Genomic DNA, 23,598 nt, shown 5'->3' with positions numbered 1-23,598 from the left:
AGGAGAAGACCCCATGTCCGATGCACGATTCGCGGAGACCTTCGCCCGCGCGCCCGCCCGGGCGCCGCGCGGTCTCGTTCCCGGCCGCCGGGTGTGGACGTCGCTGGGTTCCGGCGTCGTGCTCGCGGCCGCCACCGTCCTCGCGGTGCCGCTGCTGAGCGCCAACGTCTTCGACAGCGGCAACACCGAACTGGCCGCCGACGTCCGTACCCCCGAGTTCGAACTCCCGCCCCTGATCATCGAGGAACTGCCCTCCGAGGAGCCCGAGGAGGAGCTCGTCGAGGAGGAGGAAGAGGAAGCCGAGGAGGAGAAGGAGGAGGAGCGGAGGCAGGCCGACCCGCCGGCCGCGCCCCCGCCCGCCCCGCCGGTGGTGGTCGAGGAGGAGAAGAAGGCGGACCCGCCGGCCGAGAAGGAGGAGAAGAAGAACGATCCTCCGGCCGAGCCCAAGAACGAGGACCCGCCGGCCCCGTACATCACCCGGGGCAATGTCCAGATCAAGGGTCTGGACGGCAAGTGTCTGGACGTGGCCAACTCCCGTACCGACAACGGCACGCCCGCCACCTTGTTCGACTGCAACGGCAGCAACGCCCAGAAGTGGAACTTCTGGTCGGACGGCACCCTGCGCGCGATGGGCAACTGCCTGAGCGTGGTGGGCGCCAAGACCACCGACGGCACGCTCCTGCACATGTGGGACTGCACCGGGAACGCCACCCAGCGCTGGGCCGTCAGCCCCAACAACGACATCGTGAACATCTCGGCCGACAAGTGCCTGGACGTGCCCTGGGCGGACTCCTCCAGCGGCATCCAGCTCCAGATCGCCATCTGCTCGGGCAACCCGGCGCAGAAGTGGACCATCTCCGGCTGATCGCACGGGCGTCCACGGGTGACAGAAGCTGACTCGGGGCAGGGGAAGGGCGTGAGCCGGGTACGTTCCGGCGCATGGCCTACCCCTGCCCCGATTGCGATGCCCCGCAGGCGGTGACCGCGCTGGACGTGCGCGGCGAGATCTTCCTCCACCCTTGCCTGTCCTGCAACTGGGTGCCGGCCGCCGCCCCGCGCGCCTCCGCGCTGCGTGCCAACGCCCCGTGTCCGACCCGGGGTTGTGACGGCTCGGTGGGCGAGATCTACCGCTACGACGACGCGCGTTCGCCGCTGGAGGTGCGGCGCGAGCACTGCCCGCAGTGCTACGGGGGCGGCGCGGCGGCGGAGCCGCTCAGTGCGCCGTCCCGCCGCGCAGCGGCACGGTGAGGTCCGCGCGCAGCGGCGGGAGCGTGCCGGACATCAGGGGTGTCAGCGCGCCGTCCACGACCGCCAGCGGCAGCGCCTCGACCTGGGAACGGCGCGGCACGCTGTCGGGCTCGGGCTGGGTGAAGTAGACGAGCAGCCCCGCGTCGTCCCCCTGACCGATCGCGACCGCGTGGTGCGCGGGGCTCTCACCGGCCAGGACGGCGCCGGGCTGCCGCTCCCAGTGGGTCAGGTCGGTGGAGCGGTACACCAGCAGCCCGTCCCAGCAGTCGGTGAGCATCCAGTAGGCGTCGGCGTGGGCCAGGACGGTGGGGCCCTCGTGGGCCTGGTCACCCTCCAGGGCGCGGCCGATCGGGCGCCAGGAGAAGAGATCGGGTGAATCCGCGGCGTGAATTGTGGAGCCGTCCGCCTCGTCCTTGAACCACATCCGCCAGCCGCCGCCGGCCTCGGGCGGCAGCGGCCACACGCAGGCGTCGATGACCTTCTCGGAGGAGAGTTCCAGGCGGGAGACGAAGCTCCAGTGCTCGAGGTCGGCCGAGGTGTAGTGGAGGATGTGGCGCGGCCCGCTCCAGTCGGCGCGGATGCCGGTGAGGTAGGTCACGTACATGTGGTACGTGCCGTCGTGCCACAGCACCTCGGGGGCCCAGTAGGTGTTGCGGCCCGCCTCGTACTCCAGGCCGCGGGCGATGCCCCGGTACTCCCAGTGCGCGCCGTCGTCGGTGCTGACGGCGATGCCGATGTCGGTGCCGTGCACCCACTCCACGCCCGCGCCGTCGTGGCCGGCCCGGCGGGCGGTGTAGAACATCCACCACGCGCCGGTGTCGCGGTGCCGGATGAGGGTGGGGTCGGTGGCCCCGTCGTGCACGGGGTCGCGGAAGAGAACGGTCATAGGGCCGAAGCGTAAGAGAAACGCCCGCGAATCAACAGAGCTGAACCTAACCCAACATCACGGGCGGCCGGTCCGCGCGCCGCCCCGGGTCAGCCCAGCAGGGCCGCCACGACCACCAGCACCGGAATGGCCAGCACCGTCGACAGCAGGATCGACTCCCGGGCCAGCCGCACCCCCACCTGGTAGCGGGAGGCGTAGGTGAACAGGTTCTGCGCGGCCGGCAGCGCGGAGGTCACCACGACATGGAAGACGTCGGTGGCCCCGAGCCCGAAGACCCCGGCGGCCACCGCCCAGGCCACCACCGGCATGCCCACCGACTTCAGGGCGACGGACAGCAGCATCGGCCAGCGGTCGTCCCCCTGCCCCGGCAGGCTGCTGCCGTGCAGCGAGATCCCGAACGCCAGCAGCACGGCGGGCACCGCCATGTTGCCGATGAGCACCGCGGGCTCCAGCAGTTGCTCGGGCACCGTCCAGCCGGATCCCGCCACCGCCACGCCGGCGAGCGCGCTGATCACCACGGGGTTGCGGAACGGGGTCAGCACCCGCTGCCACACCGGGGTGTCCGCGCTGCCCCCGCCCGACAGGTCGAGCACGGTCAGCGCCACCGGCATGACGATGAGCTGCTGGAAAAGCAGCACCGGCGCGACCAGGGTGGCGTCGTTCAGCACGTACACGGCGATGGGGATGCCGAGGTTGCCCGCGTTCACGTAGCTGGAGCACAGCGCGCCGACGGTGGTGCGGCCCACCCCCCAGCCGCGTATCGCGCCGAGCGCGATGAAGACGGCCGCGACCGCGAACGTCGAGATGGCGGTGACCAGCAGCGGGGTGGAGAAGATGACGCCCAGGTCGGCGCCGGCGAGGGTGGTGAACAGCAGCGCGGGGGTGGCGACGTAGAAGGCGAGCTTGGTGAGGACCTCCCGCCCGTTCTCGCCGAGCGATCCCCGCCATCCGAGCAGATAGCCGGTGCCGATCACGCTGGCGATGATCGCGAACCCTGTGATCACACCACCCATGCGGGCAACTATGTGTCGTGTACATCTAATAGGTCAATGTGATCTCAACTACCGGGACGCACCGCTGACCTGCGTGACAGCACCGAGCCGGACGCCTACCGTCACCCTCCGTGCACACGAGAATGCGTACGATCATCGCGCCGCTGGCCGTCCTCCCCCTCCTGCTCGGACTCGCCCCCGAAACCCCCCGGGCCACCGAGGCCCCCGGCCCCGGCGACCACCTCGCCGAGGTCCTCGCCGAGCGGACCACCGCCGAGGGCGCCCTGCGCCATCTGACCGCCCTCCAGCGGATCGCCGACGCCTCCGGCGGCCACCGCGAGGCCGGCAGCACCGGCCACGAGCGCTCGGCGCGGTACGCCACCGCGCTGCTGGAGGCGGCCGGCTACCGGGTCAGCCACCAGCCCTTCACCTTCTCCCACCGGGAGACCACCGCCGAACGCCTCACCCTCACCGGCGACGGGGAGCGCGCCGTCCCCGTACGGGCCCTCACGTACACCGCGAACACCCCGCCCGGCGGGCTGACGGCCCCGCTCGCCGTCACCGGGAGCGAGGGCTGCGCGCCCGGCGACTTCGCGGGCGACGCGTACCGGGGCCGGATCGCCCTCATCGCCCGCGGCACCTGCACCTTCGCCGAGAAGGCCGCCCACGCGGCGGCGGCGGGCGCGGTGGCCGCCCTCGTCCACGACAACGTCCCCGGCGACACCCCCTTCACCGGCAGCCTCAGCGACCCGGACGCCGGGGTGATCCCGGTCGGCGGCCTCACCCTGGCGGACGGACACGAACTGGCGGCGGCGGACGGGGCGACCGTCCACCTGGAGCTGGAACAGCTCGCCGAGGAGCGCGAGACCTTCAACGTCATCGCCGAGAGCCGGGGCGGCGACCCCGACCGGGTGGTGATGGCGGGCGCCCACCTGGACTCGGTGCGCGAGGGCCCCGGCATCAACGACAACGGCTCCGGCACGGCCGGCGTCCTGGAGACCGCCCTGCGGCTGGCCGAGCACCACCGCGGCGGCGGCGCCACCGTACGGTTCGCGCTGTGGTCCGCGGAGGAGTGGGGGCTGCTCGGCTCCCGCCACTACGTGGCCGGGCTCACCGGCGCCGAGCGGGACGCGATCTCCGTCTATCTGAACTTCGACATGATCGCCTCCCCCAACCACGCCCTGTTCGTCTACGACGGGAGCGAGGGGCCGGCCGGCTCGGCCGCGGTCACGGAGCACCTGGTGACGTCCCTCGCCGAACAGGGCCTGACCGCCGAACTCACGCCGTTCGGCAGCCGCAGCGACCACGCCCCCTTCGTCGAGGCGGGCATCGCGGCCGGCGGCCTGTTCACCGGCGCCGAGGGCCTGAAGACCGAGGCCCAGGCCCGGCTGTGGGGCGGCACGGCGGGCGAACCGTACGATCCCTGCTACCACTCCGCCTGCGACGACCTCGGCAATATCGGCCACGCGGCGCTGGCCGCGAACGTCCGCGTGATCGCGGGGACGGTCGGCCGTGCCGTGTGGCACCCGGAGGCGCTCACCACCGCCCCCTGAGGCCGGAAAAAACTGTGCGGCTGCGCGGTGGGGGCCCCGCCCGGTAGGCTCTGCCTGTGATCTTCAAGCGCATCGGAACCGGCCGGCCATACCCTGACCACGGCCGGGAGAACACGCGGCAGTGGGCGGACGTCGCCCCGCGCCCCGTGCGCCTGGACCAGCTGATCACCACCAAGGGCCAGCTGGACCTGGAAACGCTGCTCGCCGAGGACTCCACCTTCTACGGCGACCTCTTCGCCCATGTCGTGAAGTGGCAGGGCGACCTCTATCTGGAGGACGGCCTGCACCGGGCGGTCCGCGCCGCGCTCCAGCAGCGCCAGGTCCTGCACGCCCGGGTCCTGGAGATGGACCACCCGCTGTGAGGCCGCGGCCGGTCCGCCGTTCGGGGCCGGTTCCGCCCATCGGTTGATCATTTAGTAGGTCCTGGCGCCGCACATGACTACGCTGCGTCCATGAGCATGCTGACGCCTCCCGGCATGGGCGGAAAGAAGAACCGCGTCACGGGTGACCGCTACCCCCGGATGCGCCCCCCGCGCCGTCGCCGCCGCACCGTTGCCGTGGCCCTGTCCACCCTCGCGGTCCTCGGCCTGGTGGGCACCGGCACGCTCCAGCTCATCCGGGTGTTCTCCGCGGACGCGGAGGGCGACGGCACCCGGCCGGCCGCCTCCGGCGTGCGGGAGTGCGCCACCGACCGGCCCGGGGTCGGGGAGGAGACCGAGGGCGCCTCGGGACCGCTGGCGGAACTGCCCGAGCCCAAGACGATCACCGTCAACGTCTACAACGCGACCGCACGTACCGGCCTCGCCCAGCAGACCGCCGACGCGCTCGCCGAACGCGGCTTCACCATCGGCACGGTGGACAACGCCCCCGAGGAACTGGACGGCAAGGTCGCGGCACCCGGGCTGCTGATGGGCGCCGCCGACGCCCAGGAGTCCGGCGCGCTGGCCGTGGTCGGCGCCCAGCTGGCCGGCGCCGAGCAGGCCGAGGGGGACGCGGCGGCCCCGGCCGCGCCCGAGGGCGAGGAGCAGGACGAGGAGGCCGCGGCCGGCCCCCAGGTCGACTTCGTCATCGGCGAGGGCTTCAAGAACCTCTCCGCCCCCCAGGACGCCGCCCGCGCCCTGGAGGAGCTCCGCAAGCCCGCGGAAGAGGAGACCGCCCCGGCCTGCTGACCGGCCGCGTCAGCCGGCCGTCCCGTACAGCCGGTCGCCGGCGTCGCCCAGACCCGGCACGATGTAGCCCAGCTCGTTCAGCCGCTCGTCGAGCGCCGCCGTCACCATCGTGACCGGCGCTCCGGCCAGCTCGCGCTCCATCAACTCCACACCCTCCGGCGCGGCCAGCAGACAGATCGCGGTCACGTCGTCGGCGCCGCGCTCGATCAGGTCCCGGATCGCCGCCACCAGCGTGCCGCCCGTCGCCAGCATCGGGTCCAGCACGTACACCTGGCGCCCCGACAGGTCCTCGGGCATCCGCGAGGCGTACGTCGCCGCCTGGAGCGTCTCCTCGTCCCGGACCATCCCCAGGAAGCCCACCTCGGCGGTCGGCAGCAGCCGCACCATGCCGTCGAGCATCCCCAGACCCGCCCGTATGATCGGCACGACGAGGGGCTTGGGGTGTGACAGGCGCACCCCCGTCGTCGCGGCCACGGGGGTGGTGATGTCCACGAGTTCGGTGCGGACGTCACGGGTCGCTTCGTACGCCAGCAGGGTGACCAGCTCGTCAGCCAGCCGCCGGAAGGTGGGGGAATCGGTGCGCTCGTCGCGCAGCGTGGTCAGCTTGTGCGCCACCAGCGGGTGGTCGACGACATGGGTCCGCATGAGTGCGACAGTACCGAATGCCCCGGACACCCCGGCTGCCGGGCGGATGCGGAATATTCCGCGGGTGAACTGCCGGGTTACCCGACAGGGCACCCCTTTTCTGCCACGATGCTGAGTGGCAGAGCCAGACCGAGTGGGGAGAGTCACGGTGTACTTCACCGCACTGCTCGCGCGGACCGATGATGGTTGGGAAGCGAGTGATACCGAGTTCGACGATGTGGAGAGCCTGGACGAGTTGGCCGATATGGCCCGGGAGGCAGCTCCCGATGACGACACCGTCCTGGTCTGCATCGAGCAGGAGGGCGTCTGGTTCGGCATCGTCCGGATCGACGGCGAGGACGATCCACGCGTCTTCGTCTCGGACGCCGCACGGGCCATGCGCAGCGCGTACGGCGAGATCCTGCTGACGGACGAACTGCTGGGCCGGGAGGCGGCGGAAGCCGACATGCTGGCCCTCGATGACCTGGACGAGCCCGCGGACGACGAGGTCGGGGCCGGCCGGGACACGGACGACGACGAGACCGGCGCCGGCGGCGCCCTGGACGGCGACGGCGACACCGATCCGGACGAGGTGCCGCGCGGCCCGGTCGGGGACGCGGGCCTGCTGGCCGATCTCGGCATCGACGCCGGGACCGTGCTCAAGCTCTCCGCCGACGACGCGCTCGGCGAGATCGCCGAGACGCTGGGCGCGGCGGATGTGCTGGAGGCCGTCAGGTGACCGCCCGGGGTGCCGCGCGGGATGGGTGACGGAACGGCTGCCGGCCCCCCGTACCCCGCAGACCCCGCGGACCCCGTGCGCGATCCCTGGATCCCCGCGATGCGGCGGGCCATGACCCTGGCCGGCACGGCGGGCGCGGCCGGTGACGTACCCGTCGGGGCGCTGGTGCTCGGCCCCGGCGGGCCGGACGGCGCGGCCGTGCTCGGCCGGGGTTTCAACGAGCGGGAGGCCACCGGGGACCCGACCGCGCACGCCGAGGTGCTGGCGCTGCGCGAGGCCGCCGGGCATCTGGGCGACTGGCGGCTGACCGGCTGCACGCTGGTGGTCACGCTGGAGCCGTGCACGATGTGCGCGGGGGCCATCGTGCTCTCCCGGGTGGACCGCGTCGTGTACGGCGCCAGGGACGCCAAGACGGGGGCCGCGGGCTCGCTGTGGGACGTCCTGCGCGACCGGCGGCTCAATCACCGGCCCGAGGTGATCGGTGGCGTGCTGGAGGCGGAGACCGCGGGCCTCCTCACGGAATTCTTCCGGCGCGGCGGATGCTAAGCTTCCGCACGGTAGCGTGTCCGAGCGGCCTAAGGAGCTCGCCTCGAAAGCGAGTGTGGGGGCAACTCCACCGAGGGTTCAAATCCCTCCGCTACCGCGTGTGTGCGACGGGCCCGACCCCCTTCCGGGGGCTCGGGCCCTCGCCGTATCCGCGGGAGGTGGCGCCGCTGTGACGCTGGAACACACCCGTCGGCTGCTGCTCTTCGCCCTGCTGGTGTTCATGCTGTACGCGGTGATCGCGGAGCCGGGGCGGGCGGCGGACTTCGCGGCGATGACGATCGAGGCCGTGTCGGGGGCCGCGCTCGGGGTGGGCCGGTTCGTGGCCTCCCTCGTCCACTGACGCCCGGGGCGCGGCGATCAACACGTCGTGCTCAGGTGCTTGCACACAGTGGACATGTCTTGTGATGCTATGACCGCTTTTGCCGTTGATTGAAACGTGAAAGGTCGGTCGGCTGGTGGCGGTGACGCAGACCCGGGGCGCCCAGGCACGGGCGCTGACGCAGGCGCTGTTCGAGCAACTGGACCGGCTGGAGGCCGGCACCGCCGAGCACGCCCGGGTCCGTGGAGCGCTGATCGAGGCCAATGTGCCGCTGGTGCGGTACGCGGCGCTGCGCTTCCACAGCCGCAACGAACCGATGGAGGACATCGTCCAGGTCGGGACGATCGGGCTGATCCACGCGATCGACCGGTTCGACCTGGAGCGGGGGGTGCAGTTCCCCACCTTCGCGATGCCCACCATCGTGGGCGAGATCCGCCGCTACTTCCGTGACAGCGTGCGCTCGGTCCATGTGCCGCGCCGACTGCACGAGTTGTGGGCCCAGGTACGGGCGGCCACCGAGGAGCTGACGGTGGCGCTGGGGCGGGACCCGAACCCGGCGGAGATCGCCGAGCGGCTCCAGATCCCCGAGGAGGACGTGCTGGCCTCGCTGGAGGCGGGCAGCGCGTACCGCGTCTCGTCGCTGGAGGCGGCGCAGGAGCGCGACGACGGGTCCGCCGGGCTGATCGAGCGGCTCGGGTACGAGGACCCGGAGCTGGCGGGGGTCGAACACCGGGCGCTGGTACGGCATCTGCTGGTGCAGTTGCCGGAGCGCGAGCAGCGCATCCTGCTGCTGCGCTACTACCGCAATCTGACCCAGTCGCAGATCAGCGCGGAGCTGGGCGTCTCGCAGATGCACGTGTCCCGGCTGCTCACCAGGAGCTTCGCGCGGCTGCGTTCCGCAAATCCGATCGACGCGTAACTCGAACGAGGGACCCAACTCCTGGAACTCCGGGCTTCGCTGTGCCGTTTTATCGACATGACGCTACATCGTGTTGATGACATGTGACATTCTGCTAGAACCGCGTTTGCCGTGGCGGCAGCTCCGGTATCCACGAGGGTGACGCCACTTCTCGTACCAAGTGCGCCGCCGTGACCGTCCACGACCTCAAGGGGGTGGCATGTCCGTAGAACTGGGCAGCTCCAAGGTGCTCACCACAGCCGGCACGCCGCAGGAACCCGAACCGCTCCCCGCCGTACCGCCGACCGAAGGCCTCGACACCCGCACGCTCTCGCGTTCCCTCTTCCAGCGCCTCGCCACCCTGGAGAAGGACAGCCCCGAGCGCGGCTATGTCCGGGACACCCTCATCGAGCTCAACCTGCCGCTCGTGCGGTACGCGGCGGCGCGGTTCCGCAGCCGCAACGAGCCGATGGAGGACATCGTCCAGGTCGGCACCATCGGCCTGATCAAGGCGATCGACCGCTTCGACTGCGAACGCGGGGTGGAGTTCCCCACCTTCGCGATGCCCACCGTGGTCGGGGAGATCAAGCGCTTCTTCCGCGACACCTCGTGGTCGGTACGGGTCCCGCGCCGGCTCCAGGAGCTGCGGCTCGCCCTCACCAAGGCCAGCGACGAACTCGCGCAGCGCCTGGACCGTTCCCCCACCGTCGCCGAACTCGCCGTGTGCCTGGGGGTGTCGGAGGACGAGGTCGTCGACGGCCTCGCCGTCGGCAACGCCTACACCGCCAGCTCCCTGGACTCCCCCGCGCCCGAAGAGGACGGCGGCGAGGGCTCGTTGGCCGACCGGCTCGGCTACGAGGACGGCGCGCTGGAGGGCGTGGAGTACCGCGAGTCCCTCAAGCCGCTGCTGGCGAAGCTGCCCGCGCGCGAGCGGCGGATCATCATGCTGCGCTTTTTCGCCAACATGACCCAGTCGCAGATCGGCGAGGAGGTCGGCATCTCGCAGATGCATGTCTCACGGCTGCTGACGCGCACCCTCGCCCAGTTGCGCGACGGTCTGACGGCCGAGGAATGAGAAACCCGGACCGGCGTCGGGGCGCCGGTCCGGGGACGTGACAGGGGTCAGCTGAAGGCGAGCCAGGCCACGCCGGCGAGCGCGATGACACCCACCACGATGCCCACGATCAGCCCGACACGCGGGCCGGCCGACGCCGACTGCTGGGCGCGCCGCTGCGGCGGCTCCTCGTCGACGAAGGCGCGGAACATCTGGGTGCTGCCCGCCGGATCCTGCTGCGGGTTCTGGGGTGCTTGGGGGTTGTGAGCCATGTCCGGTGACCCTAGCGAACGCCTGCCCACAGGACACAGTCCGGGCCCTTGAGGATGGCTTAACCTCGCCCTAAGCCTGGTCTATACCAACACCTTGTCATGCGCAGAGTGAGCCGCTGAAATAAGGGCCATGAAGCGGAGACACGCACTGCGTACCCCCACCCGCGGACTTCTCGCGGCAGGTCTGTCACTGGCCCTGGCCTGGACCGCGCTGACGACCATGACCGCGACGGCCGACCAGGAGACGGACACCGACGTGTCCACCGCGGCCGTCCTGTTCCACGACGACTTCAACGGCCCCGCCGGCTCGGCCGTCGACAGCTCCAAGTGGCAGCTGGAGACGGGTGACAACAGCGGCAACAACCGCGAGCACCAGTACTACACGCCGGGCAACAACAACGCCGCCCTCGACGGCAACGGCAACCTGGTGATCACCGCCCGCAAGGAGAACCCGAACAACTACCAGTGCTGGTACGGGACCTGCCAGTACACCTCGGCCCGGATGAACACGGCCGGAAAGTTCACCACGACGTACGGCAAGGTCGAGGCCCGCATCAAGCTGCCGCGCGGGCAGGGCATCTGGCCCGCGTTCTGGATGCTGGGCAACGACATCGGCCAGATCGGCTGGCCGGCCAGCGGCGAGATCGACATCATGGAGAACATCGGCCGCGAGCCCGGCACCGTGCACGGCACCCTGCACGGCCCCGGCTACTCGGGCGGCGGCGGCATCGGCGCCTCGTACACCCTGCCCGGCGGGCGGGCCTTCGCCGACGACTTCCACACCTTCGCGGTGGACTGGGCCCCCGACCGGATCAGCTGGTCCGTGGACGGCGTCACCTACCAGACCCGCACCCCCGCCGACCTCGGCGGCAACCAGTGGGCGTTCAACAAGCCGTTCTTCATGATCCTCAACCTGGCCGTCGGCGGCGAATGGCCCGGCTACCCGGACGGCAGCACCACCTTCCCGCAGCAGATGATCGTCGACTACGTGACGGTCACCTCGTACGACGGCGGGGGCGACAACGGCGGCGGCAACGGCCGCACCGGCCAGATCTCCGGCCTGGCCGGCAAGTGCGTCGACGTGGCGGGCTCGAACACCGCGAACGGCACCCCGGTCGTCCTGTACGACTGCAACGGTTCCTCGGCGCAGCGCTGGACGGTCCACTCCGACGGCACCCTGCGCGCGCTGGGCAAGTGCCTGAGCCTGGTGGGCAGCGCGACCGGCGACGGCACGAAGGTCCACCTGTGGGACTGCACGGGCAACGCGACACAGCGCTGGGCGATCAGCGGCGCGCGGGACATCGTGAACATCTCCGCCGACAAGTGCCTGGACGTCCCCTGGGCGGACCCGGCCAACAACAACCAGCTCCAGATCGCGACCTGCTCCGGGAACGCGGCCCAGAAGTGGACGGCACCCTGATCCGTCCCCGTTCGTTCACCGGGGTATGAGAGCCACGGACAGACCCCTCACACCTCCCAGCCGCCGCGCCCTGCTCACGGGCGCGGCGGCGACGGCCGGCACCCTGTGCCTGGCGGCCTGCGGCGCAGGCGGGGGCGGCGCCGACCAGACCACGCCCCCCTCCGAGCTGTCCCTGACCGACATCCCCGTCGGCGAGGCGGTGGAGGTCGCCACCGCCTCCGGCGAGGAGGCGCTGCTCTACCGCGCCGACGACACGGAGCTCGTGGCCTTCACCGCGGTCTGCACCCACATGGGCGGCAAGGTCACCCCCGAGGGCACCCAGCTCCGCTGCCACCTGCACAACTCGGTCTTCGACGCCGCCACCGGCGAACCCCTCTCGGGCCCCGCCCTGAAACCCCTCCCGCCGCTGGACGTCCATGTACAAGGGGACGAAATCACCGTCGGCTGAAGCTCGGGATGGCAGGCTTGGCCCATGACGCTGAAGCAGCTGAAGGACACCATCGGCAGGATCGGCATCTGGACCCCCGTGCTCCGCTCGGAGGACCCCGAACGCCGCGCCCTGATCACCGAGGCCGCCACCGAGCTGGACCGCCTCGGCTACGGCGCCATCTGGCTCGGCGGCAGCCCGCACGTGCGGGACACCGTTCCGCTGCTGGAGGCCACCTCCCGGATCGTGGTGGCCACCGGCATCCTCAGCATCTGGAACGACGAGCCGGCCGACGTCGCCCAGGCCTTCAGCCGCGTCAACGCGGCCTTCGACGACCGGCTGCTGCTGGGCCTGGGCGTCAGCCACGAGATCCTCACCGAGCGCTACGAGAAGCCGTACGCCTCGATGCGGGACTTCCTGACCGCCCTGGACGAGGCCACCACCCCGGTCCCCAGGGACCACCGCGTCCTGGCCGCCCTCGGCCCGCGCATGCTGGAGCTGGCCCGCACCGAGTCCGCGGGCGCCCACCCCTACCTGGTCACGGCGGAGCACACGGCGCAGGCCCGCGAGGCCCTCGGCCCGGACGCCCTGCTCGCCCCCGACCTGAAGGTCGTCCTGGACGAGGACATCCCCCGCGCCCGCGAGACGGCCCGCACCTACCTGGCCCGCTACCTGGCCCTCCCCAACTACACGAACAACCTCCAGCGGCTGGGCTTCACCACCGAAGACTTCGAGAACGGCGGCTCGGACCCCCTCCTCGACGCGGTCTTCGCCCTCGGCTCCCCGGCCGACATCGCCGCCAAGGTCGAAACCTTCCACGCGGCCGGCGCGGACCACGTCGCCCTGAACGTGGTCACCCGGAACGAAGAAGAAATCCCCCTCCCCCAATGGCACACCCTGGCCGAAGCCCTGCTGTGACGCCGGGTTCAGCCATGCGTCTCCATCAAGGCCGAAGACAACAGTCAGTCACACCTAGGTATCCGGGGCCTCACCGTTTCGCCCTGTTGAGCAACGCAGCGACCAGTCCGTTGAGGAAGAACATCAAGATCGTCACCAGATTTTGCCAGATGGTGGACCGAACCAGATCTGCTACGCCTGCTCCTCAGACCAGCTGACGCAGACGAGACCGTGTCGGATATGACGATTTTCACTGACAGCGGCACAAGTCTTGCCACACAACACCAGGCCCCAGCCAAGTGCCCCGCCGCACCGACCCGGGATGCAACTCTGATGATGGCTCCACCATCGATCAGGACAAAAACACAAAGACGAAAGGCCATACCGGCCGTCCGGATGAAACGCTGACAAAGGCGCCCGTAGAGCGGTAGCATCTCTATCAAGGCGATGATTTTTCGAACCCTAGGGGGAGGAAAAATGAGCAACATCGAAAGCCCTACTGTCTTGGAGCCTCTGGAGCGCAGGGGCATGCGCTTTACAAGTCTTCAAGTGGGAAACTGGAGAAACTTCACCAGCTTCTCCGTAGATTTGCAACAGAGAATGTTTCTGGTGGGTCCCAATGCGTCAGGAAAATCGAACTTTCTGGACTGCTTTCGATTTTTGTCCGAAATCGTATCCGTGGGAGGTGGCTTTGAGGCCGCAGTCGCCAGACGTGGAGGAGTAAGCATGATCCGCTCTTTCGCCGCTCGTAGATATCCATCAATTTCCCTAAAAGTAACCCTGGGGAATGACTCAATTCCCAATGAATGGATGTATGAACTCAAGTTCAAACAAGATAATAACCGACGCCCCATTATCGAGTCTGAAGTGGTGAAATATCGCGGGAAAGATGTTCTACGCAGACCTGATTCCGGCGACCGTGATGACGCCGAACGTTTGAAGCAGACTCACTTGGAGCAAGTGAATGTCAATCGCAGATTCAGGACAGTTGCAGAGTTTTTCGCAAATTTGAATTATATGCACATCGTCCCTCAATTGGTTCGCGAACCGGATCGATCCGTCGGAAAAAAGAACGACCCATTTGGTGGAGACTTTCTTGAACAGATCGCAAGGACGCCGAAGGCCACGCGTGATTCCAGACTACGCAAGATCGTCGATGCACTGAAGGTCGCGGTACCACAGCTACAAACTCTGGAATTGCAGCCTGACATTCGGGGCGTCCCGCATCTACGAGGAAAATACCAGCACTGGAGGCCAAATGGTGCCTGGCAAACCGAAGATCATTTTTCTGACGGCACACTTCGCCTTCTCGGACTGCTCTGGGCCGTAGCAGACTCCAAGGGGCCATTGCTCCTTGAAGAGCCGGAGCTCTCACTCCACCCTGAGGTGGTCCGTTATATTCCTCAGATGTTCGCACGTGTTCAACGAAGGTCCGCCCGTCAAATTCTAGTAAGTTCGCATTCTCCCGAAATTTTGAATGATTCGGGAATTGGCTCGGACGAAGTTTTGGCTTTGATTCCAGAGTCAGAAGGAACTGCAGTAAATTCACTGTCTGAGCAGTCTGATCTTCAGTCGTTGCGGGAAGCCGGAGTTCCACTGGGGGATATCTTGAAAGAACTAACAGCCCCCGAGGAAGCTGGCCAGTTGAGCTTCTTTGTGGGGTAGAAATGAATCAAGTCATGGTTGGAGTTGAAGGAATCTCCGATGAAGGCGCCGTTCGATCCATTCTCGGAGAGTTTGGATTGACGCCGAAAATGATCCAGGGAAAGAATGGGAAAAATTCCCTACTGAGGAAACTGTCCGCCTACAACAAGTCGGCCATTCATTTTCCCTGGTTCGTTCTCATTGACATGGATTCGCCTGAGGACTGCGTCGTCGAAAGCGTGGCAACATGGCTACCGAACCCCTCGGAGAACATGGTCTTTCGCGTGGCAGTGGCAGAACTTGAAAGTTGGCTTCTAGCTGATCGAGAGGCGATTGCAGATTTCCTTGGAGTTGCCGAAAGCAGGATCCCAAGGAATCCTGATTCGCTCCGAGATCCGAAGCAAGAAATTATCAATCTGGCACGCAGATCGCGAAAGAGAGATATCAGAGAGGGGCTAGTTCCAAGGTCCAAGAGCGGCGCGTCTGTCGGACCAACTTACGCTTCAGATATTCGCGAATTTGGACAGCGAAATTGGCGACCTCGTATGGCTGCTAGAGAATCACCAAGTTTGGCTCGCTGCCTACTTAGGGTGCAGCAGCTTTCCGAGCGACTACACGGGTAGTCACCACTTATTTGATCGGTTGCAAATTCTGAACTGTAGTCACTCATCTGGCTAGCGTAATTACTATTCTGCAGCTGGGAATCTAATGATGCGCTCGCCACCTTGAGCCCAATGGATTCGATCGGAGAAAGGAATATTAGCTTGACGCACATTCGATTACTGTCGCAAATTTCTATTGCTGACTCTGTCGGACCACCTCCACAACATGCTCAGCGTCTAAAGTGCGAAGGGCTAACCAAAAACCGAGTAAGGCAGAGGCCTTCTTCGTCGGTCCTGTGACACTGGCATGGCTGCTGACATAAACTCCTCTTCGGCTGGACTGATTGCTGCTATGTGCTGCCGTACAGTGACTCCGCCAAAATCACAAGTACCCATCAAAGAAGAGGCTCTCGGAATTCCTCAACGTAACCAGTTAAGCCTGTCTCGGCGCGCGCCCAGCGGGCGCTGGCTGGCGTGGGCGAGACACAAGCGGCGGCCCGCTGCCGCGCGTGCCGCGCTTGCGTGGCACCTTGAACTCGCAGAGAGGATTGTCACTCACTGGGTCCGTTGGCGGTCCTGCTCGATATCGTAGGCAACAGTTTCGGCTGCTGTGACTACCACTTGGAGCTTGGTCAGGATGTCGCGGCGGGCGGCTTCGATGAGGTCGATGTGCAATTCGGCTCCGGGGTCGGTGTGGGGCGTCCAGAAGCCGCGGTGGCTGTGCTCGCGGGCGATCTCGTGGCAGGCGCGGACCACATGGTTCATGGCGGCAGTGATCTCGTAGCGGTAGAGCTGTTCGTGCTGGTACTCGTGTTCGTTCACCATGCGCGCCTCGGCAGGGGCGTGTGTTTCGCCGGCTGGGCTGACAGGAGAAAGCGGACCGCGCCGTCGGGGATCGTGAGCGTGTACAGGTCCCCGGTCACCAGAACTTCCAGCGCCCGCTCGTGCTCGGCCTGGTCCGCGAGCCAGCACCGCACCGGATACGCAGCCGGCGGATCCAGCTGGTCGCTGATGTGGCCCGGCCCTCCAGCGAAGCCACCGGATCGCGATCCAGGCCGTCGAAGACGGAGCCGATCCCAGCCAGTGCGTGGACACGCCATTGGAGGTGTAGGCAATGGCCTCGCACCAGAATCCTGTGTCGAGTTGGAGCGGCAACGCCTTGGTGGTGATCAGCATGTACAGGTGCCGGTCGGCTTGCCGGTGAGCTCAGCGGTCACGGTGTGGCCGTGACGGTCACCTCTGATGTCGACGGTCGACGCGCAAGCGAAGACGAGGAACAGACCTCGGCCGTGAGGGGAACTGTTGTCCTGGTGCTCGATGCGCGGGCGGCGGTGGGCGCCACCGGCATCGGCGACGGCGATCTTCACCGTGTCTCCGGTACAGGTCACCGCGATGCGGAAGGCAGCGTCTGCACTTTCTGTATGAGTGATGGCGTTGGCGCTGAGCTCCGTGACGATCAGCTCGGCGTCCTGCGTGCAGGGGTGGTCGCCGAGGATCTCCCGGATCCAGTGACGAGCACGACTGACTTCCTCAGGTAGCCCTGGGAAGGTGCGTCGATGGGTCGGCATGAGCGCTCCTTCATCCTTGGTGACCTGCGGTTTCTTGCACCAGTTCGTGCGTTGTGATGACGCCAACCGCAATGACACGTAGAATTAGTACTAGCACCGTACCCAAAATGTGCGTTGCGAAAGTGCGGGATCGCACTTTTCGTGCGGGTGATGCCCGCATAGCGTGCGCAGTGGCGCGATGCCGGGCGCGTACGTCGACGAGAGAGGAACCCCGATGTTCGGATTGATGGTGCGGTTCACCTGCAAGGACGAGGCCGCAGCCGCTGCGTTCGATGAACTGGTCGCGCGGACAGGGGAGCAGATTCGTGCGAACGAGCCGGGAACGGTGATCTACACCGTGCACCGTGTTGACGGCCGGCCGCTGGAGCGGATCTTCTACGAGCTGTACCGGGACGTGGCCGCCTTCGACACGCACGAGTCGCAGGACTACGTGCGCTCCTTCCTCGCCGAGCGGGAGCAGTACCTCGCCTCGACCGAGGTCGACCGCCTGGACTTCGTGTCCGGCAAGGGTGTGGACGTTGAGCACTGATTACGAGAAGACCCTCGGCCGCAAGATCGCGTTCAACCGCAAACGGCGCGGGCTGTCGCAGAAGGAGTTCGCCGGCCTGCTGGACCGGTCGGAAGCCTGGGTCTCCCAAGTGGAACGGGGCGTGCGCCGCATCGACCGGATGACGGTCCTGGAGAAGGTCGCCGAGGTCTTGGACCTGCCGGTCGCCGAGTTGGCCGCCGAGGCTCCGATCGTCGCCTCGGTGACGGAGCACGAGGCACCCGGTGCGAGCCGTCTCCGGCTCGTGCTCAGCTCCGCGCACTCCCTGAAGGCCATCCTCGGCCAGCCGGAATCGCCGGACATCCCCGCTCTGCGCACCGATGTCGATCGGGCTTGGTCGCTGACACACGAGGGCAACTACGCGGATCTGGCGGAGCTGCTCGAAGGTCTGGTTCCGCGACTGGAGTCAGCCACTCGTGCCGGCAGTGACGGAGAACGCCCCGGACTCTTCCGGCTGTTGGCCTCGATGTACCACACGTGCAGTGCGGCCCTCGCGAACATGGGAGAGCCCGAAGCGGCGTGGATCGCTGTCGACCGCGCCGTCGTCGCAGCTGAGCGGGCAGGAGATCCGCTGCTGATGGCGGCCGGCGAGTTCCGGCTGTCGATCGTCTTCCTCGGGGCACGCCACTACGACCAAGCTGCCCAGGTCTCCGGCAGCGCGGCTGACGCGCTTGCCCCCCTGGCCGACGGCGGTGAACCAGAAGCCATCGCGCTGCGCGGCGCCCTCACCCTTCAGCGTGCGCTCGCCGCCGGCCGCCTCAACCACGCCGACGACGCATACACGCACCTTCGGGCGGCCAAGGAGCTAGCCGATCGGATTGGCGACGGACGCAACGACTACAACACCGAGTTCGGCCCCACCAATGTCGCGCTCCACGAAGTCGCCGTGGCTGTCGACCTGGGCGACGCCGGAGTAGCCCTGCGCGCCGCCGAGAGCGTGGACCCGTCCGGCCTGTCCTCGGAACGACAGGCACGCTTCGGCATCGACCTCGCCAAAGCCCATGCCCAACGCCGCCAGATCGACAAGGCCGTCCACTCCCTCAGCAACGTGCGCGAGTTGCTGCCGGAGATGTTCCGCGCGAAGCCCGCCGTCAAGCAGCTCGTCGCCGATCTCATGGCCATGAGCCCGCTGCCGTCCGACCAGCTCCGAGCATTGGCAAGCGAGTTGGGCGTACAAGAAATGTGAACTGGTATCTGAAGTACTAGACAGTACTTTCTGTGCGAGCTACGGTGGAGACGTTGGCAGCGCCTCTCGCCTCCGGCAGGCGAAGCGTGCGGACCCTGCGAACGCGTCGGCCAGGAGACGGTCCTGGCCGACGCGGAGCAGTACGGCTCCACCGACCGACACGGGCGCACGTGCGCCGCCTTGCTTGTCTCGACAGCCCGACTCGGCAGCGTCCAAGGAACCCCAAAATGTCCGTTTCCGGGCAACCGGCGGCCACGTTGAAGCCCCTCCTCGCACATCCGGAAGGAAGGCATCCATGTCTCACTTAAGCCGCTTCCCCCGCGCCGTCGGGTCAGTTCGGGGTGGCTCTGCTTCGCAGGCTCACGGGGCGCAACAGGGCACCACGACCTGCCCTCTTGCGGGATGCTTCTCCCCTGCGGAGCCTGCGTCGCGTTCCACGGCCGATGTCGCTCATCCCTGTCACCATCGCCCTACTCCGATCGACCAAGGCGAGGACTCCCGGACAACCGCTGCCCTCCTCGTCGACCTTTTCGCGACCATGCGGGAGATCACCGGCCGACTGGCTCTCCGCCCCTGGCCTCTCCTGCTGATCGCCCTGGTCTGGTTCCAGCCCGCCGACAACCTTGTCGCTCCAGGTGCCGAGCGGATCTCCCCTTCAGGCGTGGAGAGCGTCGCCGATCACGAAGGATGAACGGAGCGGGATCGAGTTCACCCAGGCCGGGCCAGGCTCTCCGGAACGTACCGGCGGCTGTTTCATCGCACGAAAAAGCCCCGTTCCGGTGGGAACGGGGCTTCATTCTGTGCGCTCGGCAGGATTCGAACCTGCAACCTTCTGATCCGTAGTCAGATGCTCTATCCGTTAAGCTACGAGCGCCTGCGGCCCTTGCGGACCGGCTTGCGGGGACAACATTACATGACCTGCGGCCGGGGGGGAAATCCGTTCGTCCAGCCCCTCTGAGCTGGGCAAACACACCAAAGCCCTGGTCCTCGGGACCAGGGCTCACGGCGGAGGCTCCGGGATTTGAACCCGGGATGGGGGGTTACCCCAAACCGCATTAGCAGTGCGGCGCCATAGACCAGACTAGGCGAAGCCTCCTCGCACACGGTGCGTGGCACATGATGCCACAGGCGTGGCGGGGTCAGCCAATCCGTTCCGCAACGATCCGGGGGGACGGGCGTTAGGCACGGCGGCGGGGAGTACCCCGTCCGGAGTCGATCGTCCTGGAGGCCCCCGTGTACAGCAGTTCCCTCGCCGCCCTCGTTCTCGCCGCCCTCGCCGGTACCGCGCAGCCGCAGCCGGCGCCCGCGCCCACCCACGAGCTGACCATCACCGTCAGCGATCACGGGTCGGCCGACGGCGTCCAGCGGCTCCGCTGTTCGCCGGCCGGCGGGGACCACCCGCGGGCGGCCGACGCCTGTGCCGCCATCGAGGCCGTGCAGGCGCCGTTCGCGCCGCTCGCCGACGGCACCCTGTGCACCCGCGTCTACGGCGGGCCGGCCACCGCGCGGGTCGAAGGGGTGTGGGACGGGCAGCGGGTGGCTGCCGAGTTCAGCCGCACGGACGGGTGTGAGATCGCCCGCTGGGACGCCCTCGTCCCCGCCCTGCCGCGGGTCGGCAACCACTCCTGAACAGCGCTTCCACGAACACACCACCGCGCCGGGGACCGCTGGCCGTAGACTCCCCCCTAACGACTGGCACGGGCTAGGGAGGAACGACGTCGTGAGCAGCAGGCCAGCGAGAGGCGCTGCTCGCCTCGCCGCCATACTCGACGCGCTGCCGGACGCGCTGTTGCTCGTCAACGGCAACGGCACCGTCGTCAACGCCAACGCCATCGCGATGGAGACCCTCGAGGTCCCCGGCGCGCCCCTCATCGGACGCGGACTGCTCGACATCGTCCCGGACTTCGATCCGCGGCGTATTCCGGGCTCCATGCGCCGTCCCGAGGAGGATCCCGCCGCGCGCACCAAGCCGACCCGCATGGTCGCGCGGCGCACGGACGGCGTCGAGTTGCCGGTGGAGGTGACCAGCGCCGGGCTCAACAACCGGCACGCGCACTACGCCTCGGCCGTCGAGGCCGCGTTCACCGATGACTACTCGGGCGAGGAACTGCTGGTCCTGGTGGTGCGGGACCTGTCCGGGACACTGGACACCGAGGCCGAACTCGTCCGCCAGCAGCGGCAGACGGAGATGATCCTGCGGGCCGCCTCCGAGGGCGTGGTGGGGGTGGACACGGCGGGCCGCATCGTGCTCGTCAATCCGGCCGCCGCGCAGATCCTGGGGCACCGGGCCAGCCAGCTCGGCGGCCAGGAACTGCACCCGCTCATCCAGCACTCGCGCGCCGACGGCAGCCCGCTGCCGTACGAGGAGACCCCGCTGCACGACACGCTGCACTCCGGGCGCAAGCACCGGGTGCGCGGCCGGGTGCTGTGGACCAAGGACGGCCGCGCGGTGCCGGTGGATCTCACCACCGCGCCCGTCCGGGACGGGCAGCAACTGGTCGGCGCGGTGCTCACGTTCACCGACCGGCGCCCGTACGACGCGCTCGTCGCCCGGCACGTGCAGTTGCAGTCCGTGCTCAGCGAGAGCCTGCGCGGCCCGCTGGAGCAGTTGCGCGACGAACTCACCACGCTGGCCGCCGATCCGGCCGGGCAGCTGTGGCCGGAGGCCAATCAGCTGCTGCACCATCTGGCCGCCGGGTACGCCCGGATGACCACGCTGGTCGACAACGTGCTCAGCTACCAGCGCCTGGACGAGGGCGTCGAGAAGCTGTCCCTGGAGAAGGCGTCGCTGGACGAGGTCGTGGCGGCCGGGGTGGAGGGCGCGACCGAGCTGATCGGCCCGGGCCGGGTGCAGTTCGCCGTGCACGCCCCGCCGATCGACGCCGAGGTGGACCCGGAGCGGCTGGCGCAGGCGCTGGCCCATCTGATCGCCGATGTGGCCGGGGTGGACGCCACCGGCCGCGGCGGCGGCGGGGACGCCACGATCGTGGTGGCCGCGGCGCAGCGCGGGGATGTCGTACGGATCGAGGTACGCGGGCCCCGCCCCGGCGGCGGCGCGGTGCACGAGCCGATCGTGCGCGGGATCGTGCGGCAGCACGGCGGCGTGCTCCAGACGCATCAGGTGCCGGGGGCGGGCGGCAGCGCGTACGTGCTGGAGGTTCCGGTCTCCGGCGGGGACGGCGCGGGCGCGCCCCAGGCCGTCGGTACGGGCGTGGGAGCGGGCCGGGACGCCAGCGGTGACACCACGGTGATGCCGGTGCCCGCGCAGCCCGCGCGCGGGACGCAGGCCAAGAAGAAGCAGCCGCAGCCGGCGGTGGAGGCCGAGGCCGAGGCGCCCAGTGGGCGGCGCCGGCGGCAGGGGGAGGCGCTGCCCGCGCTGCCCCCGGGGCCGACGCCCGCTCCCGCGCCCGTGCCGGTGCCCGCGGCGCTGCCGGCGGGGCCCGAGGAGCCGGAGGGGCAGGGCGGCACGCTGGGCGGTCGCCGCCGGCGCGCGCTGGGCCCGGTGCCGGCCGCCGGGCCCGAGCCGGAGATTCCGCAGCAGTCGACGGGGCCCTCCGGCGAGGCGCCGACCGGGCGCCGTCGCCGGGCCAATCCGGGCGAGGGCCAGGGCGCGGAACCTCAGGGGCCCGTGCCCGCCCCGGCACCCGCGCCGGAGGTGGAGGCGGAACCCGAACCGCAGCCCGTCGAGCACTCCGTGGTCGCGTCCAGCCCGATCCTGGACGGCAGCGCCCCGCAGAACGCCCTGCCCGTACGCCAGCCCCGCGCCCTGCCGATGCCCGGCAGCGACCGGGCCGGCAAGCCGGACGCCCGGGCGGCCGTGAGCGTGCAGACGCTCGGCCAGGGTGTCCCGGTGCACACTCCGCCGCAGGGCACCGGCGCCGGTGCCGCCGGGACGGGGACGCATCCGGGCCGCCGCCGCAAGCTCGCCGCCCCGCCCGCCGAGATCGAGCCGCCGCAGCCCGCGGGTCCGGAGGGCGCCGCCGCGCCCGCCGAGGCCCGTGCCGTGGGCGCGGCCCGGCAGGCGGCGCAGAATGTGACGGGCGGCGGGCGGGAGTTCGCCATCAGCGCCCCGGCGGCCGGTGCCGCCGAGGGTCCGGAGCCGCTGGACGGTCCCGGCGGCGCGGTGGAGGTCACCGAGGGCCGCCCGGGCGGCGCCCCGCGGGTGCCCGCCCCGGCCGACGACGAACTGCCGCCGGAGCCACTGGACAATCCGCGCCGGCTGCTGGTGTGGCCCGAGCCGGACCCCTCCACTCAGCAGGCGCTGACCGAGCGCGGCTACCGTCCGGTCCTCGTGCACTCGCGTGAGGAGGTCGACGCGCAGATCGCCGCCTACCCGGCCGCGCTGTTCGTCGATCCGCTGACCGGCCCGATCACCCGCACCGCGCTGCAGTCGCTGCGGCAGGCGGCGGTGGCCGCCGAGGTGCCGGTGCTGGTGACGGCCGGTCTCGGCCAGGCCAGCCGGGAGGCGGCGTACGGTGCCGATCCGGCCGTCCTGCTGAAGGCGCTGGCCCCGCGCGACAGCGAGCAGCATCCGCCGCGCGTCCTGCTGGTGGAGGAGCAGCCCGCCATCGCCCAGGCGCTGGCCATGTCGCTGGAGCGGCGCGGTATGCAGGCGGCGCACGCCGTCTCGGACGCCGAGGCGATGGAGGTGGCGGCGCAGATCCGGCCGAACCTGGTGGTGATGGACCTGAACCAGGTCCGCCGTCGCCGGGCCGGCATCATCGACTGGCTGCGCATCAACGGGCTGCTGAGCCGTACCCCGTTCGTCGTCTACACGGCGGCCGAGATGGACCCGACGCAGTTGCCGCAGCTGGCCTCGGGCGAGACGGTGCTGTTCCTGGCGGAGCGGTCCACCCATCCCGAGGTGCAGAGCAAGATCGTGGATCTGCTGACCAAGATAGGCGCACACTAGGCGCCTTCTCCGGCGCATGGGCGCATGGCGCCTGCCGGGCCCGCGCCTCCGCACGCCGTGTGGCGTGGGGGCGCGGCCGGGCGGGCTGTGCCCCG

24 protein-coding genes and 3 tRNA genes are annotated in these 23,598 nt (G+C 69.1%); 19 read left to right on the top strand and 8 right to left on the bottom strand.

The window, feature by feature from the left end:
* Positions 1-13: 13 nt before the first annotated feature.
* Both H7827_RS15455 and H7827_RS15450 read left to right on the top strand, forming a co-directional pair.
* The gene (locus tag H7827_RS15455) at positions 14-865 is read left to right on the top strand and encodes a ricin-type beta-trefoil lectin domain protein (protein ID WP_432745833.1); all 852 of its coding nucleotides are present in this window, start codon (positions 14-16) and stop codon (positions 863-865) included.
* A gap of 74 nt (positions 866-939) precedes the next feature.
* Positions 940-1,248, top strand: coding sequence for a hypothetical protein (locus H7827_RS15450; RefSeq protein ID WP_030732291.1), 309 nt, complete (start codon positions 940-942; stop codon positions 1,246-1,248).
* Here H7827_RS15450 and H7827_RS15445 read toward each other — a convergent pair.
* Positions 1,214-2,134: a glycosyl hydrolase gene (locus H7827_RS15445; protein ID WP_432745831.1), complete on the bottom strand. Its 921-nt coding sequence runs from the start codon at positions 2,132-2,134 to the stop codon at positions 1,214-1,216. The two genes, H7827_RS15450 and H7827_RS15445, sit on opposite strands and share 35 nt — an antisense overlap.
* A gap of 89 nt (positions 2,135-2,223) precedes the next feature.
* Positions 2,224-3,147 (bottom strand): AEC family transporter, encoded by a 924-nt coding sequence (locus tag H7827_RS15440; RefSeq protein WP_432745829.1) that lies wholly within the window; start codon positions 3,145-3,147, stop codon positions 2,224-2,226.
* Between the two features lie 110 nt (positions 3,148-3,257).
* Between H7827_RS15440 and H7827_RS15435 the strand changes: the two genes are divergently transcribed.
* The 3 genes from H7827_RS15435 to H7827_RS15425 all read left to right on the top strand — a co-directional run bounded on the left by H7827_RS15435 (position 3,258) and on the right by H7827_RS15425 (position 5,848).
* Entirely contained in the window at positions 3,258-4,679 is a 1,422-nt protein-coding gene (locus H7827_RS15435; protein ID WP_432745827.1) for a M28 family peptidase, read from the top strand.
* A gap of 56 nt (positions 4,680-4,735) precedes the next feature.
* Entirely contained in the window at positions 4,736-5,041 is a 306-nt protein-coding gene (locus H7827_RS15430) for a type II toxin-antitoxin system VapB family antitoxin (RefSeq protein ID WP_030732301.1), read from the top strand.
* A 90-nt stretch (positions 5,042-5,131) separates the two neighbouring features.
* Positions 5,132-5,848, top strand: coding sequence for a LytR C-terminal domain-containing protein (locus H7827_RS15425; RefSeq protein ID WP_432745824.1), 717 nt, complete (start codon positions 5,132-5,134; stop codon positions 5,846-5,848).
* A gap of 9 nt (positions 5,849-5,857) precedes the next feature.
* Here H7827_RS15425 and upp read toward each other — a convergent pair whose 3' ends face one another.
* Positions 5,858-6,493 carry a uracil phosphoribosyltransferase gene (gene upp / locus H7827_RS15420; RefSeq protein WP_200366110.1) on the bottom strand — a complete coding sequence of 212 codons (636 nt, stop codon included), beginning with the start codon at positions 6,491-6,493 and terminating at the stop codon, positions 5,858-5,860.
* A 148-nt stretch (positions 6,494-6,641) separates the two neighbouring features.
* Between upp and H7827_RS15415 the strand changes: the two genes are divergently transcribed.
* From H7827_RS15415 to H7827_RS15390, 6 genes are all read left to right on the top strand, one after another.
* Positions 6,642-7,211: a hypothetical protein gene (locus tag H7827_RS15415; RefSeq protein ID WP_432745822.1), complete on the top strand. Its 570-nt coding sequence runs from the start codon at positions 6,642-6,644 to the stop codon at positions 7,209-7,211.
* A 21-nt stretch (positions 7,212-7,232) separates the two neighbouring features.
* Positions 7,233-7,757: a tRNA adenosine(34) deaminase TadA gene (tadA, locus tag H7827_RS15410; protein ID WP_386540411.1), complete on the top strand. Its 525-nt coding sequence runs from the start codon at positions 7,233-7,235 to the stop codon at positions 7,755-7,757.
* Between the two features lie 10 nt (positions 7,758-7,767).
* Positions 7,768-7,854, top strand: a tRNA-Ser gene (locus H7827_RS15405).
* 72 nt (positions 7,855-7,926) lie between these two features.
* Positions 7,927-8,097: a hypothetical protein gene (locus tag H7827_RS15400; protein WP_432745820.1), complete on the top strand. Its 171-nt coding sequence runs from the start codon at positions 7,927-7,929 to the stop codon at positions 8,095-8,097.
* Between the two features lie 115 nt (positions 8,098-8,212).
* Entirely contained in the window at positions 8,213-8,995 is a 783-nt protein-coding gene (locus tag H7827_RS15395; RefSeq protein WP_030732314.1) for an RNA polymerase sigma factor SigF, read from the top strand.
* A gap of 199 nt (positions 8,996-9,194) precedes the next feature.
* Positions 9,195-10,049, top strand: coding sequence for an RNA polymerase sigma factor SigF (locus tag H7827_RS15390; protein ID WP_030732317.1), 855 nt, complete (start codon positions 9,195-9,197; stop codon positions 10,047-10,049).
* 47 nt (positions 10,050-10,096) lie between these two features.
* On the opposite strand, the gene H7827_RS15385 is transcribed toward H7827_RS15390, so the two are convergent.
* Complete coding sequence (locus tag H7827_RS15385; protein ID WP_200366104.1) at positions 10,097-10,300, bottom strand: hypothetical protein; 204 nt, start codon at positions 10,298-10,300, stop codon at positions 10,097-10,099.
* A gap of 130 nt (positions 10,301-10,430) precedes the next feature.
* Between H7827_RS15385 and H7827_RS15380 the strand changes: the two genes are divergently transcribed.
* From H7827_RS15380 to H7827_RS15365, 4 genes are all read left to right on the top strand, one after another.
* The gene (locus tag H7827_RS15380) at positions 10,431-11,720 is read left to right on the top strand and encodes a family 16 glycosylhydrolase (RefSeq protein ID WP_432745817.1); all 1,290 of its coding nucleotides are present in this window, start codon (positions 10,431-10,433) and stop codon (positions 11,718-11,720) included.
* 25 nt (positions 11,721-11,745) lie between these two features.
* A complete protein-coding gene (locus H7827_RS15375) occupies positions 11,746-12,168 on the top strand; it encodes a Rieske (2Fe-2S) protein (RefSeq protein WP_432745815.1) in 423 nt (140 codons plus the stop codon).
* 24 nt (positions 12,169-12,192) lie between these two features.
* On the top strand, positions 12,193-13,065 hold the full coding sequence (locus tag H7827_RS15370; protein WP_432745813.1) for an LLM class F420-dependent oxidoreductase: 873 nt from the start codon (positions 12,193-12,195) through the stop codon (positions 13,063-13,065).
* A gap of 456 nt (positions 13,066-13,521) precedes the next feature.
* Complete coding sequence (locus H7827_RS15365; RefSeq protein WP_432745811.1) at positions 13,522-14,709, top strand: AAA family ATPase; 1,188 nt, start codon at positions 13,522-13,524, stop codon at positions 14,707-14,709.
* A gap of 1,136 nt (positions 14,710-15,845) precedes the next feature.
* Here H7827_RS15365 and H7827_RS15360 read toward each other — a convergent pair.
* Positions 15,846-16,115, bottom strand: coding sequence for a hypothetical protein (locus H7827_RS15360; protein ID WP_432745809.1), 270 nt, complete (start codon positions 16,113-16,115; stop codon positions 15,846-15,848).
* A 344-nt stretch (positions 16,116-16,459) separates the two neighbouring features.
* A complete protein-coding gene (locus H7827_RS15355; RefSeq protein ID WP_432745807.1) occupies positions 16,460-16,858 on the bottom strand; it encodes an ATP-binding protein in 399 nt (132 codons plus the stop codon).
* Between the two features lie 214 nt (positions 16,859-17,072).
* Between H7827_RS15355 and H7827_RS15350 the strand changes: the two genes are divergently transcribed.
* Together H7827_RS15350 and H7827_RS15345 are read left to right on the top strand one after the other, a co-directional pair.
* On the top strand, positions 17,073-17,387 hold the full coding sequence (locus H7827_RS15350) for a putative quinol monooxygenase (RefSeq protein WP_093843881.1): 315 nt from the start codon (positions 17,073-17,075) through the stop codon (positions 17,385-17,387).
* A complete protein-coding gene (locus tag H7827_RS15345) occupies positions 17,368-18,591 on the top strand; it encodes a helix-turn-helix domain-containing protein (protein WP_432745804.1) in 1,224 nt (407 codons plus the stop codon). The genes H7827_RS15350 and H7827_RS15345 overlap by 20 nt, the downstream gene beginning before the upstream one ends.
* A gap of 801 nt (positions 18,592-19,392) precedes the next feature.
* On the opposite strand, the gene H7827_RS15340 is transcribed toward H7827_RS15345, so the two are convergent.
* Positions 19,393-19,465 (bottom strand) — tRNA-Arg (locus H7827_RS15340).
* Between the two features lie 132 nt (positions 19,466-19,597).
* A tRNA-Ser gene (locus H7827_RS15335) sits at positions 19,598-19,687 on the bottom strand.
* 137 nt (positions 19,688-19,824) lie between these two features.
* Between H7827_RS15335 and H7827_RS15330 the strand changes: the two genes are divergently transcribed.
* Positions 19,825-20,220 (top strand): SSI family serine proteinase inhibitor, encoded by a 396-nt coding sequence (locus tag H7827_RS15330; RefSeq protein ID WP_432745802.1) that lies wholly within the window; start codon positions 19,825-19,827, stop codon positions 20,218-20,220.
* Positions 20,221-20,311: 91 nt separating this feature from the next.
* Positions 20,312-23,503, top strand: a complete 3,192-nt coding sequence (locus H7827_RS15325; RefSeq protein WP_386540399.1) for a hybrid sensor histidine kinase/response regulator — start codon at positions 20,312-20,314, stop codon at positions 23,501-23,503.
* Positions 23,504-23,598: the final 95 nt, after the last annotated feature.

This window comes from Streptomyces sp. JH002, assembly GCF_050916115.1.
Taxonomy (GTDB): Bacteria; Actinomycetota; Actinomycetes; order Streptomycetales; family Streptomycetaceae; genus Streptomyces; species Streptomyces xiamenensis.
Note: the sequence above shows the minus strand (reverse complement) of the source record. Positions and strands in the feature narration are given on the sequence as shown.